The sequence below is a fragment of the Caulobacter sp. GW821-FHT11A05 genome (genome assembly GCF_058809015.1).
In genome coordinates this window covers 216,507-229,215 of the sequence record NZ_JBXASF010000002.1, presented here as the reverse complement: position 1 = coordinate 229,215, position 12,709 = coordinate 216,507, and the positions used below count along the sequence as shown (strand labels likewise).

11 protein-coding genes are annotated in these 12,709 nt (G+C 68.1%); 6 read left to right on the top strand and 5 right to left on the bottom strand.

What is annotated here, in order from left to right; genetic code table 11:
• Window positions 1-28 precede the first annotated feature (28 nt).
• Window positions 29-1,030, top strand: a complete 1,002-nt coding sequence (locus tag AC1RSK_RS03980; protein ID WP_492905743.1) for a glutathione S-transferase N-terminal domain-containing protein — start codon at window positions 29-31, stop codon at window positions 1,028-1,030.
• A gap of 163 nt (window positions 1,031-1,193) precedes the next feature.
• Here the strand turns inward: AC1RSK_RS03980 and AC1RSK_RS03975 are convergent, their stop codons facing one another.
• Window positions 1,194-2,342 (bottom strand): alpha/beta hydrolase family protein, encoded by a 1,149-nt coding sequence (locus AC1RSK_RS03975; RefSeq protein ID WP_492905741.1) that lies wholly within the window; start codon window positions 2,340-2,342, stop codon window positions 1,194-1,196.
• A gap of 131 nt (window positions 2,343-2,473) precedes the next feature.
• On the opposite strand from AC1RSK_RS03975, the gene AC1RSK_RS03970 reads away from it, so the two are divergent.
• Both AC1RSK_RS03970 and AC1RSK_RS03965 read left to right on the top strand, forming a co-directional pair.
• On the top strand, window positions 2,474-3,154 hold the full coding sequence (locus tag AC1RSK_RS03970; protein WP_492905739.1) for a VOC family protein: 681 nt from the start codon (window positions 2,474-2,476) through the stop codon (window positions 3,152-3,154).
• Between the two features lie 179 nt (window positions 3,155-3,333).
• A complete protein-coding gene (locus AC1RSK_RS03965; protein WP_492905738.1) occupies window positions 3,334-3,747 on the top strand; it encodes an EVE domain-containing protein in 414 nt (137 codons plus the stop codon).
• 154 nt (window positions 3,748-3,901) lie between these two features.
• On the opposite strand, the gene AC1RSK_RS03960 is transcribed toward AC1RSK_RS03965, so the two are convergent.
• The 3 genes from AC1RSK_RS03960 to AC1RSK_RS03950 form a co-directional block, all read right to left on the bottom strand.
• Entirely contained in the window at window positions 3,902-5,272 is a 1,371-nt protein-coding gene (locus AC1RSK_RS03960; RefSeq protein ID WP_492905736.1) for a spinster family MFS transporter, read from the bottom strand.
• 572 nt (window positions 5,273-5,844) lie between these two features.
• The gene (locus AC1RSK_RS03955) at window positions 5,845-8,043 is read right to left on the bottom strand and encodes a TonB-dependent receptor (RefSeq protein WP_492905734.1); all 2,199 of its coding nucleotides are present in this window, start codon (window positions 8,041-8,043) and stop codon (window positions 5,845-5,847) included.
• A gap of 201 nt (window positions 8,044-8,244) precedes the next feature.
• Window positions 8,245-8,700 (bottom strand): MarR family winged helix-turn-helix transcriptional regulator, encoded by a 456-nt coding sequence (locus AC1RSK_RS03950; RefSeq protein ID WP_492905732.1) that lies wholly within the window; start codon window positions 8,698-8,700, stop codon window positions 8,245-8,247.
• 192 nt (window positions 8,701-8,892) lie between these two features.
• Here AC1RSK_RS03950 and AC1RSK_RS03945 point away from each other — a divergent pair, with 192 nt between their 5' ends.
• The 3 genes from AC1RSK_RS03945 to AC1RSK_RS03935 are packed head-to-tail and all read left to right on the top strand — an operon-like array spanning window position 8,893 to window position 11,172.
• Window positions 8,893-9,414, top strand: coding sequence for a VOC family protein (locus AC1RSK_RS03945; RefSeq protein WP_492905731.1), 522 nt, complete (start codon window positions 8,893-8,895; stop codon window positions 9,412-9,414).
• Window positions 9,415-9,417: 3 nt separating this feature from the next.
• Window positions 9,418-10,056: a carboxymuconolactone decarboxylase family protein gene (locus tag AC1RSK_RS03940; RefSeq protein ID WP_492905729.1), complete on the top strand. Its 639-nt coding sequence runs from the start codon at window positions 9,418-9,420 to the stop codon at window positions 10,054-10,056.
• Window positions 10,057-10,059: 3 nt separating this feature from the next.
• Entirely contained in the window at window positions 10,060-11,172 is a 1,113-nt protein-coding gene (locus tag AC1RSK_RS03935; protein ID WP_492905727.1) for an oxidoreductase, read from the top strand.
• Here the strand turns inward: AC1RSK_RS03935 and AC1RSK_RS03930 are convergent.
• Window positions 11,169-12,707 (bottom strand): acyl-CoA synthetase, encoded by a 1,539-nt coding sequence (locus tag AC1RSK_RS03930; RefSeq protein WP_492905725.1) that lies wholly within the window; start codon window positions 12,705-12,707, stop codon window positions 11,169-11,171. The genes AC1RSK_RS03935 and AC1RSK_RS03930 overlap by 4 nt on opposite strands.
• Window positions 12,708-12,709: the final 2 nt, after the last annotated feature.

Sequence of the window (12,709 nt, the reverse complement as noted above, 5' to 3'; positions counted from 1 at the left end):
CGATCAAACAATTGGCACGGTAAATGTCATGACCTTGGAAACACCCCTTGAGCTATCCGGCGCGCCGGGCTCGCCCTACACTCGCAAGATGCTGGCTGTGCTGCGCTACCGGCGCATACCCTACCGGCTGTACCATCGCGGCCGCGAGCCGGCCGGCTATCCCACCGCCAAGGTGCCCCTGCTGCCGACCTTCTACATCGCCGGCGAGGCGGTGACCGACTCCACCCCGCTGATCCGCCGCTTCGACGCCGAGATTCCCGGCCGCCTGGTGCGCCCGGCCGACCCGGCGCTCGCCTTCCTCGACAGCCTGATCGAGGATTACGCCGACGAGTGGCTGACCAAATGCATGTTCCACTACCGCTGGGCGCATGAGGCCGACGCCGCCTTCTGCGGCCGGCTGCTGCCCAGCTGGGGCCCCGCCCCGCTCGACGAGCCGACCCTCGACGCCATGGCCAGGTTGATCAGCGACCGCCAGATCGGCCGCCTCGCCTACGTCGGCTCCAACCCGACGACCGGCCCGGTGATCGAGGACAGCTATGTCCGCCTGCTGGAAGCCCTTGAGGCCCACCTCGCTGCCTCGCCCTTCATGCTCGGCGCCGCGCCGGGGGCCGGCGACTTCGGCCTGTTCGGCCAGCTGACCCAGCTGGCCGGGGTCGACCCGACGCCGACGGCCATCGCCCAGGCGAAGGGCCACCGGGTCATGGGCTGGATCGGCATGGTCGAGGACCTGTCGGGCCTGGAGCCCGGCCCGATGATCGACCCGGCGGAAATCCCCGCGACCCTGAAGGCGCTGCTGGCGGAGATGGGCCGGGTCTACGCGCCGCTGCTGATCGCCAACGGCCAGGCGGTGATGGCCGGCGAGAAGATGGTCGAGACGCGGATCGACGGCCGCGCCTGGGTGCAGAACGCGTTTCCGTACCAGGCCAAATGCCTGGGCTGGCTGCGGGAGGAGTATGCGGCGTTGCCGACGACGGCGAAGGCGCAGGTCGATGCGGCCATTGCCGGAACAGGATGGGAAGCGCTGTTCTAACCTCCCTCCCCGAATGGGGAGGGCAGACGCGCGGTACGCGCGTCGGGTGGGGCTGTCGGTCACGGGCTTTGGGTGGGGTTGCCGACTTCCCCACCCGGCCTGTCGGCCTGCCCTCCCCATTCGGGGAGGGACGGAGCCTCAGCGCCCGGCGTCACGCGCGCCGTCAGAAATCGTGATCGTCCATCCAGCCCGTCACCGCCGCCGTCGCCTGGGGCAGCAGTTCCGGCTTCTCGATGTAGTAGTGGTCGGCCCCCGCGATATCGACGTAGCTCTTGTCGGCCGAGCCCAGCGCCTCGAACAGCCGCGCCGCATGACTGGGCGTGCAGGCCAGATCCGCGGTGTTGTTGATCACCAGGGCCGGGACGGTAATCCGCGGCGCGTTGACGAGGCCATTGGCGCGGCTCTCGTCATAGCTCCACTGCGACAGCCAGGACCGCAGGGTGGTGAAACGGCCCAGGCCGATCGGCCCGTCGTTGGCGATCTTGGGATCGCCCATGTAGCAGGTGAACGGCGCCCGGTCGGACGGATCCTGGGTCGGGTCGGTCCAGCGCACATCGGCCATGGTGCCCTGAACGATGAAACAGCGCTCGGCGTCAGGGTCGCCGGCCGCCTTCAGGGCCGCCAGCTGCTCCTTGGCCCAGGCCGTGATGCGGCGGTTGCGGGCGATCTGGCCGGCCCGGAACCGGGCGACGAACTCGTCCGAATAGGGCGGCTGGTCCGGGCAGTCGGGGTCGTAGATGTTGAGGGCCGGATCGCGCTCGAACGGGCGGCTCTCGTCGGTGATCGAGGGGTCGATCCACTCGGTCATGGTCACCGAGCGGCCGATGTGGGCGGCCAGCAGCATCACCCCGTCGGCCGGCTGCAGGTTCGCCCCGACCAGGTCGACCTCATCGCCGGCCGGGGTGTAGGTGATGGTCGGGCTGGTCGCCTGGTCCTGGTAGAACATCGACAGCGACCCGCCGCCGGACCAGCCGCCCAGCACCACCTTCTCATAGCCGAACCGCTTCTTCAGGTCGGCGACGCAGGCCCCCAGGTCGAGCACGCATTTTTCGAGGATGCAGGCGGTGTCGTTCCCCCGATAGCGCGGGTTGCAGTAGATGACGTGCTTGCCGGCCCGGGCCAGGGCCAGCACCAGCGGCAGGAAGGAGCCGCCGCCGATCGGGTGGCTGAACAGGACGACGGTCTTGGCCTCGGTCTGCGGCCGGATGCGCATGCACTCGATGAACACCCGCCCGGCGGCGCCGCCGTAGACCTCTTTCAGGCGCGACTGCTCCTTGTAGGAGAAGCCGTAGGGCTCGCGGATGATGTCCATGCTGTTCTCCCAAGGCTCTCGCGGCCCAATTGTCATCTAGATTGACAGGTCGACGTCGCGGCAGGCAAGCGTTTTGGGCTTGCGAGACGGCGTTTCCCGGCTCTCAATGGCCACAACGATACGAGGAAACCATGACCCAGCCGAGCGGCATCCACCACCTGGCCTTCATGGCCGGCGACATCAAGAAGCACATCGCCTTCTTCAGCGAGGTCATGGGCTGTCCGCTGGTCGCCCTGTTCGACATGCATGGGGTGCCCGGCGGCCTGCACGCCTTCCTGCGCATGAACGACCACGGCTACTTCTCGATCGTCCAGCTGCCGGGCGTCGGCGACATCCCCATCGAGCTCGGCAAGACCCACGCCGGCACCGGGGCCGGGTCCAGCGCGCCCGGCACGCTGCAGCACCTGGCCTTCCGCGCCGACAGCGACGAAGCCCTGATCGCCATGCGCGACCGCATCCGCAGCCACGGCGTCAACGTCATCGGCCCTATCGACCACGGCATGTGCCGCTCGATCTACTTCGCCGGCCCCGACCAGATGACCCTGGAGGTGGCCACCAGCCACGAGCCCATCGATCCCGCCCGCTGGATCGATCCCGCCGTGCTGGAAAAGGCCGGCATCAACCCCGAGGAGGCCGCCCGCTTCAAGGCCCCCGCCCCCTACGCCGGCCCCTCCCCGGCGCCGCAGCCGCCCTATGACCCGGACAAGCCGCACATGGCCTACCCGAGCGGCCTGTACCAGGCGATGCTGAAGGCCTCGGACGAAGCGATCGCCGCCGGGGCCTCCTACAGCGAGCCTCCTGTTCCGGCCTAGCATCTTCCCTTCTCCCGCTTGTCGGGAGAAGGTGGCCCCGAAGGGGTCGGATGAGGGCAGCGCCAGCGTCCGACGACCTGCCTGATTCCGGGTCACCCACAATCGACGGCGCTGCCCTCATCCGGCGGCTTCGCCGCCACCTTCTCCCGACAAGCGGGAGAAGGATGCAGGAGAGAACATTGAACCACTGGCTGGTGAAATCCGAACCGGACGTCTTTTCCTGGGACGACCTCGTCGCCGCCGGCAAGAAGGGCGAGCCCTGGACCGGGGTGCGCAACCACACCGCCAAGCTCAACATGATGGCCATGAAGCTGGGCGACGAGGTGTTCTTCTACCACTCCCAGGCCGGCAAGGAGATCGTCGGCGTCTGTACCGTGGTCAAGGAAGCCTACCTCGACCCGACCGATGCGACGGGCAAGTTCTACTGCGTCGACCTCGCCGCCAAGGCCCCCCTTCCCCGCCCCTTCGGCCTGGCCCAGGCCAAGGAGGACAAGGCCCTGGCGGCCATGAGCCTGGTCACCAGCTTCCGCCTGTCGGTCCAGCCGGTGACGGCGGCGGAGTGGAACCACATCCTGCAGGTGGCGGGGGGCTAACCCCCTCCCCTTCTTCCGATCATCCCGACGAAAGTCGGGACCCAGTGTCCACCAGCGGACCCGGACAAACTCTGACCAGCGCCAGCCCCTTCCGCGACTTGCCAGCTGGGTCCCGACTTTCGTCGGGATGATCGGAAGAGGGGACGAACCGGAGCTAGACCGCAGGCGCCACCGGCGCCCCCTCCGCACAGCTCCCCTCCAACTCCGCCTTGATCGACCGCGCGGCCAGGAAGAAGTGCAGCGCCGCCCACCAGAACAGCGAGACGATGATGATCAGCGCCGTCTTGATCCCCGAAGCCGAGGCGATGCGGCAGGCATCCGCCAGGGCGGTTCCAGCCCCCGGACACAGCACGCCATAGTCGCCGGCCTTGAAGGCCTCGGCCGCGAAGTGGTCGCTGAGCCAGCCGGTGATCACCGGGCCGGTGGTCATGCCGACGATGCTCATGATCAGCGACAGGATGGCCGTCGCCGAGGCCCGCATGCGCGGCTCGACCAGGTTGTGGGTGACCGCGAAGGTCGGCCCGAAATAGACGCCTGAGAACAGGCCCGGCAGGATCAGCACCAGGATGGCCGCCACCCACTCGGTCTGCAGGAAGCCGAGGATATAGGCCGGCCCGGCCAGCAGCATGCCGATGGCCGGGGCCCAGCCGTAGAAACGCACGTCCCGCTTCACCAGCCGGTCGGTGACGAAGCCGCCGATCAGATAGCCGCCGGCCAGGGAGATGCTGTTGACGACGACGAAGGCGAGGGCGGCGGTGGTGTAGTCGACGTTGAAGCTGCGCACCATGAAGGGGTGCAGGAAGCTCATGCCGCTGAAGCCGACGAAGTTGACGATGACCGCGGCGGTCAGCACGTGGCGGAAGCTCCGGCTGGCGAACAGGCGCTTCAGCACGGCCATCAAAGGCGGCGCGGCGCCGGTGTCATCGCGCCCTTCGGAGAAGCCGCGCGGCGGCTCCTTCAGGGTCAGCCAGGCGACCAGGGCCAGCACCAGCCCGGGCAGGCCGACGATCAGGAAGGCGGCGCGCCAGCCGAAGTGCTGGGCGACGATCGCCCCGCCCAGTCCGCCCAGGACGATGCCGAACGGGGTCGCCAGCCCCAGGATGCTGAACACCGAGGCGCGCTTTTCCGGCGGGTAGTAGTCGGACAGCAGCGACTGCGAAGGGGCCCCCGCCCCGGCCTCCCCGACCCCGACCCCGATGCGGGCCAGCAGCAGGTGGGTAAAGCCGCCGGCGAAACCGCTGAGCGCCGTCATCAGCGACCAGACGGCGACGGCGATGCTGATGATCGCCGCCCGGCTGCGCCGTTCGGCCAGCCGCGCGACCGGGATGCCCAGCACCCCGTAGAGGATGGCGAAGGCCGCGCCGCCGAGCAGGCCCAGCTGCAGGTCGCTGATCTTCAGGTCATCCTTGATGGCCTGGCCGACGGTGTTGAGGATCGAGCGGTCGATGAAGGCCACCGTCGAGATGGCGACCAGCAGGATCAGCGCCCAGCGGCGATCCGCTGGCGTGGGAGGCGTCTTGGTCACGGTCGGTTCTTCTTCCCAATGGGCCGTCTGCGGCGGTCTCGTCCCACTGTCCGACGACGTGGCAATAACGTCAATCTAATTGATGGTTATTGGCCGTCGCGATACCCTACGGAAAACCGGAGGACGCCTTCGGGTCGCCGGGATGTGCGGATCTAGAGGGAAGTGGCGAATGTCGACCAGCCTTGAGGATCACTGGAAAATCCTATATCTGTCAAAGACTTGATCAATATGTCTAGACATATTCAAGGGTCCCGGCAGGGCTCGCCGACGCCCGGGCCGAAGGCGTTGGTCGCGGCGGCGCGATTTTGACCAACAAACCCCGCGCATCGACCAACGGACCGACCAACGCCCAGGGCCACATCCGCTGCCCCTGAACCCACGCCAAAGCCAACGCAGCAAGGGGTTTGGCCCGATTTCCCGCAGTTTTCCGCGGCGCCGCCCTTTTTGTTGGTCCCCCGCCGCGCGGTATAATGGCCCGCCGCTTCGATAGACGCCGCCCAAAGCAAGACCCCCGGCGCCTTGCGACGCCGGGGGCTCCTGGTCCCGCTCGGGAGGAAGGAGGAGAGCGGGGCCTAGAATTTGTAGCCGACCTCCAGGCCGAAGGTCCGCGGCGCCTGATAGATGCGCAGGTTGCCAAGCGCGCCCAGGCCGAAGGTGTTGTTGATCACCGTCTCGTCCGTCAGGTTCTTGCCCCACAGGGCGACGCGCCAGCCGGCGTCGCCTTCCAGGCTCAGGGTGGCGTCGTAGAGGGTGTTGGCCGGCCGCACCTGGACATCGGACGTGCGGTTGAGCACCCCGCCGCTGGTGTAGATGTCGTCCATGTAGACGGCGTTGGCGTTGAAGGTCAGGTCGCCGATGCCGACGTGGCGCTCGTAGGTGACGCCGAAGCTGCCCGACCATTCCGGTGCGTAGGCCAGCGGCAGGTCGCTGTTGTCGGTGGGGTTGTTGACGCCGTCGCTGGTGAAGTCGGTGAAGTTGTCCTCGAAGCGGGCGTCGAGGTAGGCGATGTTGCCGTTGATCCGCAGGCCGCCGCCGACGATCCACAGCGCCTCCAGTTCGGCCCCGTCGATCTTGGCCTTGCCGGCGTTGGTGACGATGGACTCGTAGATGCCGCCGCTGGTCAGGCCCTGGCTGCCGACCTGCATGTCCGAGTAGGTGCTGGAGAACACCGCCCCGTTCAGGCGCAGGCGACGCTCGAAAAGCTCGGCCTTGAGGCCGGCCTCGTAGCTTTCGACGATCTCGGCGTCGTAGGGACCGGCCGAGGTGAAGGAGGCGGCGCGGCCGTTGTAGCCGCCGCTGCGGAAGCCCTTCGACCAGGTGGCGTAGGCCATCAGGTCATCGGTGAAGCGGTAGTTGGCGCCGAGCTTGGGCGAGAAGTTGTCCCAGTCGTTCTTGTAGGTCATCGAGGCCGGGAAGAAGAGCGGCTGGTTGGTGAATTCCTTCTCCTCGTAGCTGTAGCGGCCGCCGGCGGTCAGGGTCAGTTTGTCGGTGACTTCCCAGTCGAGCTGGCCGAACAGGGCCCAGGCCTGGTTCTCCTGGCTGGCGATCTGCGGGACCTGGGCGCCGCCGTAGATGAGGCCGCCCTGGGTGTTGGTGATGTCGTAGCTCTGATCCATGAAGTAGAGGCCGGCGACGTAGGTCACCGGGCCGACCTCGCCGCCCAGCCGCAGTTCCTGGCTGAACTGCTGATGGGTCTGGTCGCGCAGCGCGTAGAAGAAGTTGACCGGGCTGGCGTCGTAGTCGCTCTGCACCCTGTCGTCGAACTCGCGATAGCCGGTGATCGAGGTCAGGGTCCCGAAGCCGACATCCAGGTTCATGGTCAGGGCCAGGCCCCAGGTGTCGATCTCGGCGAAGGTCGGGGTGTTGCCATAGACGTTGCGCACGTCCCTGGCCTTCTTGAGGGCGGCGGCCGAGAAGACGGGCGAGCCGGTGTCGGGGCCGAAGTTGTAGTAGACGTTGCCGGGCCGGGAGGCGTTGCGGAACGAAGCGCCGGAGCCGCGCTCCTGATCGAAGTCGGCCACCAGGGTGGCGTCGAAGACCTCGCTGGGCTTGAAGACCAGGCTCAGACGGCCCGACCAGACCTCGTTGTCGCCTTCGTCCTGGCCGGTGGTGACGTTGTGATTGTAGCCGTCGTAGCTCTTGTACAGGCCCGAGACCCGCATGGCGAAGCTGTCGCCGAGCGGGATGTTGAGGGCGGCGCGGGCTTCCTGGCGGCCGTGGTCGCCGACCGTGCCCTGCACCGCGCCGCCGAACGCGTCGCCCGGCTGGGCCGTCTTGGTGCGGACGCTGACGACGCCGCCGATGGTGTTGCGGCCGTACAGGGTGCCCTGCGGCCCGCGCAGGATCTCCACCGAGGCGATGTCGAAGAAGTCCTGCAGGGCGCCGCTGTTGCGGGCCAGGTAGACGCCGTTCATCTCGACGCCGACCGAGGGCTCGAAGGTGCTTTCGACGTCGGCGAAACCCAGGCCCCGGATGAAGAAGGCCGAGGCGTAGGGATAGGCGCCGACCGGAGCCAGCACGACGTTGGGGACCTTGGAGGAAAGGTCGGTCAGGTTCTGGGTCGCCTGGGCTTCCAGCTGCTGCTCGCCGAAGGCCGAGACGGCGGCCGGCACCTCCTGCAGGTTCTGCTCGCGCTTCTGGGCGGTGACCACCACCTCCTCGACCTGGTCGGCCGCGGTTGCATCCTGGGCCAGGGCCGGCGCGGCCATGGCGACACCGAAAGCCGCAACGGCGGCGGACGCGAATAGTCGAATGCTCGCCGGCTGGCGCATGATGACTCCTCCCCTTCTGTTATCGATCAGCCTCATGGGCCGTTGGTCGGGAGGATGGCGCGTCGTTGATCTATGTCAATCTATATGACGATATTTGGCGCATTTTTGTCAGTTTGAATGACGTTAAAACCACGCACCCCGGCAGCGTGCCGAGCAGGAGATAGGGGCTTTCCTCAATGATTTCCGCCTTGTCGGAGCAGATCAGGTCCGCTTCTCGACCTGCGGCCACTCGGTCATCGCCTGACCCCAGTCGGCGCTGAACGCCTTGATCAGGTTGTCGACGTTCTTGGTCCCGATCCGCTTGCGCAGCTCGGCGCTCATCGCCGCCATGGCCAGGTCGGCGTCACGCCCCATCTCCCGGCCCATCTCGCTGATGGCGACGATCTTGGCGCGGCGGTCGTTGATGTCGTCGCGCAGCTCCAGCATGCCCATCTCGACCATCTGGTTGATCGTCGTGTGGACGGCCTGGCGGCTGATCCCCAGGTTGCGGGCGATATCGGAGGGCTTGTGCACGCCGATGACCACATTGGCCATGATCATCGACTGCGGGCGCGTCACCTCATGCCAGCCGCGCGCCTGCAGAAAACTCTGCAGCCCGTCGTCGAACCAGACGAAGGCCTGGAGCAGGGGAACAATAAAGCTTTCGGCGGCTTGCATGTCGGGTTCGCTGACGGATGGGAGTCAGGAGAGTAGGGCCAATCGCGGCCGGGTCAACGCGGCGCGGCGCCCGCCGGGCCGTTCGGTCGCGGAACGATTTTTTATCAGTTTAGTTGACGAATTGAAGCAAGCCCCTAAGTTGCACACCCTGAAGACCGCCCCGCGAGCAATCGGGCGGCGAGGGGAGAAACGATGCGCACCACCGGGATCAATCATGTGGCCCTGGTCTGCCGGGACATGCAGGAGACGGTGAAGTTCTACACCGAGGTCCTGGACATGCCGCTGGTCAAGACCGTCGCCCTGCCCGATGGCGGCCAGCATTTCTTCTTCGACTGCGGCGGCACGGCGGTGGCCTTCTTCTGGTGGCCGGAAACCCCGGCGGCGGCGCCGGGCATCGCCTCGGTGCGCAGGTTCCCCGAGGACTCCAAGACCGCCATCGGCTCGATGAACCACATGGCCTTCGACGTCGCCCAGGGCGAGCTGTCGGCCTGCCTCAGGCGCCTGGAGGAGGCCGGGGTCGAGCACATCCCGGTGGTCATCAATCACGACGATAGCGAGCGCGGCGTCGCCGCCGAACTGCATGACGGGGTCTTCGTCCAGTCGGTCTATTTCACCGACCCCAACGGGATCATGATGGAGTTCGCCGCCAGCACGAAACCCTTCGTCGCCGAGGACGTCCGTCACGCGCCGCAAGGCGCCACCGTCGAGGTCTGACCCATGCCCCGCCTACGCCAGGTTCCCCGCGCCGAGGTCGATCAGGGCACGGGGCTTCGCATGTACGACCTGCTGTTCGGGGACCGCGACCCGGTCGCCCAGCCCGGCACCGCCACCGGCACGCCGGGCAACTGGTGGACCGTCTGGGCCGGGTCGCCGGACGCCCTGCACCACGCCTGCCAGGGCTTCGCCTACTACCGCAACCCGGCCCGCAAGCTGGACCCGGTGCTGCGCGAACTGGGCCAGACCCGCGTCAGTTGGACGATGGAAAGCCAGTTCGGCTACTCGCAGCACTGCAAGTCCCTGCGTGGCCTGGGCGTCTCCGAAGAGCGGATCGAGGCGATTGCCCACTGGCAGGTCGCCGACTGCTACAGCGAGAACGAGCGGGCCGTGCTGGCCTACGCCGACTGCCTGAGCAGCCAGCACGGGCGGACGCCCGAGCCGGTGATGGACGCCCTCAAAGGCTTCCTGTCGGACGAGGAGATCCTCGAGCTGACCTACATCACCACCCTCTATGTGATGCACGCCATCATGAACCGGGCCCTGCGCCTGGAGTACGACGACATCGACGAGCGCATCGTCGAGATCGCCGCCCCGCAAGGCGCCGAGGCCGGCCGCGACTTCCTGGATACCGGCCGCTAGCGCATGGGCGTCGAGGCCCTGTTCCAGCCGTTCGCGCACAAGAGCCTGCGGCTGCCCAACCGGATCGCCATGGCCCCGATGGCCCGTTGGGCGACGCCCGGCGGCGACCCGGCCCCGCTGGCCGATTTCTATCGCCGGCGTGTCGAGGGCGGGACCGGCCTGATCCTCACCGAGGGCGCCAATCCGGATCGCCCGGCGGCCGGCAACGATCCTCATTCGCTGAAGCTGCACGGCCCTGCGCTGGACCGCTGGCCGGCGGTGATCGAGGCCGTGCATCGGGCCGGCGGGGCTATCCTCCCACAGCTCTGGCATTGCGGCGCCACCGCCAAGCCCGGCCAGAAATGGACGCCGCCCGCCCCGTTCGAGAGCCCGTCCGGCCGTCAGGCGCCGGGTCTGGAGCGGGGCGTGGTCATGGACGAGATCGCCATCCTGGAGACCATCGCCGCCTTCGCCGAGGCCGCCGACGCGGCCAGGGCCATCGGCTTCGACGGGGTCGAGATCCATGCCGGCCACGGCTACCTGCTCGACCAGTTCCTGTGGGCGGCGACGAACGACCGGACCGACCGCTGGGGCGGGACGAGCCTGGCCGAGCGGTCGCGGTTTCCGCTGGCGGTGGTCAAGGCGGTGCGGGCGGCGGTGGGGCCGGACTTCGCCATCCTGCTGCGCATCTCGCAGTGGAAGTCGGCCGACCTGACGGCGCGGCTGGTCGAGACGCCCCAGGCCCTGGAGGCCTGGCTCGCGCCGTTCGTCGAGGCCGGGGTCGACATCGTCAACGTCTCACAGCTGCGCTGGGACAGGCCCGAGTTCGAGGGCTCGCCGCTCAGCCTGGCCGGCTGGGTGAAGAAGACGCTCGGCGTCCCGACCATCGTCGCCGGCGGCGTCGGCATGGGCGGCGACTTCATCGCCGGCTTCATGGGCGAGACCGCCCGCCCCGAACCGCTGGAGGCCGTCGCCGCCCGGCTGGAGGCCGGGGAGTTCGACCTGGTCGCCGTCGGCCGCGGCCTGCTGGCCGATCCCGACTGGGCCCGCCGGGTCCGGGACGGCCAGCCCCGCTCCGACTGCCCGCCGGCCCGGCTGCTGGCCGGCCTGACCCCCTCCGACAGTGAGCGGGACTAGACCCGCTTCTCCTGCCCCTCCCACCAGGGCGCCCGCAGCTGCGTCTTCAGCACCTTCCCCGCCGCGCTGCGCGGCAGCGGTTCGTCCAGGACCTGAAGGCTGCGCGGGGTCTTGTAGCCGGCGATCTCGGCCCGGCAGTGGTCGGACAGGGCTTCCAGGGTCAGCGTCTCGCCGGCCTTCAGCACCACCACCGCATGCACCCGCTCGCCCCACTTGGGGTCGGGCACGCCGATGATGGCGCATTCGGCCACCGCCGGGTGGCGCGAGACGACGTTCTCGACCTCGATCGAGTAGACGTTCTCGCCGCCGCTGACGATCATGTCCTTGAAGCGGTCGGTGATATAGACGAAGCCCGCCTCGTCCATGAAGCCGGCGTCGCCCGACCACATCCAGCCGCCCTTCAGCGCCGCCGCCGTCTCTTCCGGCCGGTTCCAGTAGCCCAGCATCAGGTTGTCGCCCCGGCCGATGATCTCGCCCAGGGTCCGGCGCGGGACCTCATTGCCTTCGGGATCGACGATCCTGATCTCGTAACCATAGGCCGGCTGGCCGACCGATTTCATCTTCTCAGGGTCGGCGCCGGGGCGGTGGTGCTCGGCCTCCAGGAAGGTATGGGCGCCCATCTCGGTCATGCCGAAGCCCTGCACGAAGTCGACATTCGGGAAGCGGGCGCGGGCGACGTCGTAGGTTCCCAGCGGCATCGGGGCGCCGCCGTAGCCGAGGACCTTCAGCGCATTGGCGGCATCGCCCTTGGGGTGGCGGGCCAGGCGGTCGATCATGGCCGGGACGGTGAAGATGTGGGTGATGCCGTGGCGGTCGATCAGGTCCAGCATGACGGTCTCGTCGAGTTTTCGGACGAAGACGTGCGTGCCGCCGACCATGGTGGCCATGAAGGTGCCGATGTCGGCCAGGTGGAACATCGGCGCCGAGTGCAGGTTGACGATTCGGTGGTCGACCTTCAGCGACATGGTCAGGTTGACCGCCATGGCGCTCAAGCCCCGGTGGCTGAGCATCACCCCCTTGGGCAGGCCGGTGGTGCCGCCGGTGTAGAAGATGCCGGCCAGGTCGTCGGCGCGGCGCTCGATCTCGGGGACCGGATGGCCGGTCGTGGCGAGGTCTTCCAGGGTGTGATCGGCGGAGGGGTCGGCGCCGTCCATGGCCACCCAGACGCCGATGTCCGGCAGCTGGGGTTTGAGGAGGGCGATGGTTTCAGCGAACTCCTCGCCGAACAGCATGGCGCCGGCGCCGGCGTCCTGCAGCTGGAAGCAGGTTTCGGCGGGGGCGAGGCGGGTGTTGAGCGGCACGATGACCGCCCCGCTCCACAGGATGGCGAAGTAGGCCTCGAAATAGGCGTCGCAGTTGTTGGCCAGCACGGCCACCCGGTCGCCGGGCTTCACCCCGAGCGCGCGCAGGGCGCCAGAGATGCGTTGCACGCGGTCATGCACCTGGCGCCAGGTGCGGATGCGGTCGCCGTCGATGGTGGCGACGGCGTCCGGGCGGACCAGGACGGCGCGGCCGAGGGTTTGGGTGAGACGCATGG

Coding starts and splice junctions, on each gene's coding strand:
- AC1RSK_RS03955 (WP_492905734.1), bottom strand. CDS start 8,043: ATGCGCCAGCCGGCGAGCATTCGACTATTCGCGTCCGCCGCCGTTGCG.
- AC1RSK_RS03970 (WP_492905739.1), top strand. CDS start 2,474: ATGACCCAGCCGAGCGGCATCCACCACCTGGCCTTCATGGCCGGCGAC.
- AC1RSK_RS03945 (WP_492905731.1), top strand. CDS start 8,893: ATGCGCACCACCGGGATCAATCATGTGGCCCTGGTCTGCCGGGACATG.
- AC1RSK_RS03980 (WP_492905743.1), top strand. CDS start 29: ATGACCTTGGAAACACCCCTTGAGCTATCCGGCGCGCCGGGCTCGCCC.
- AC1RSK_RS03935 (WP_492905727.1), top strand. CDS start 10,060: ATGGGCGTCGAGGCCCTGTTCCAGCCGTTCGCGCACAAGAGCCTGCGG.
- AC1RSK_RS03930 (WP_492905725.1), bottom strand. CDS start 12,707: ATGCGTCTCACCCAAACCCTCGGCCGCGCCGTCCTGGTCCGCCCGGAC.
- AC1RSK_RS03950 (WP_492905732.1), bottom strand. CDS start 8,700: ATGCAAGCCGCCGAAAGCTTTATTGTTCCCCTGCTCCAGGCCTTCGTC.
- AC1RSK_RS03940 (WP_492905729.1), top strand. CDS start 9,418: ATGCCCCGCCTACGCCAGGTTCCCCGCGCCGAGGTCGATCAGGGCACG.
- AC1RSK_RS03975 (WP_492905741.1), bottom strand. CDS start 2,342: ATGGACATCATCCGCGAGCCCTACGGCTTCTCCTACAAGGAGCAGTCG.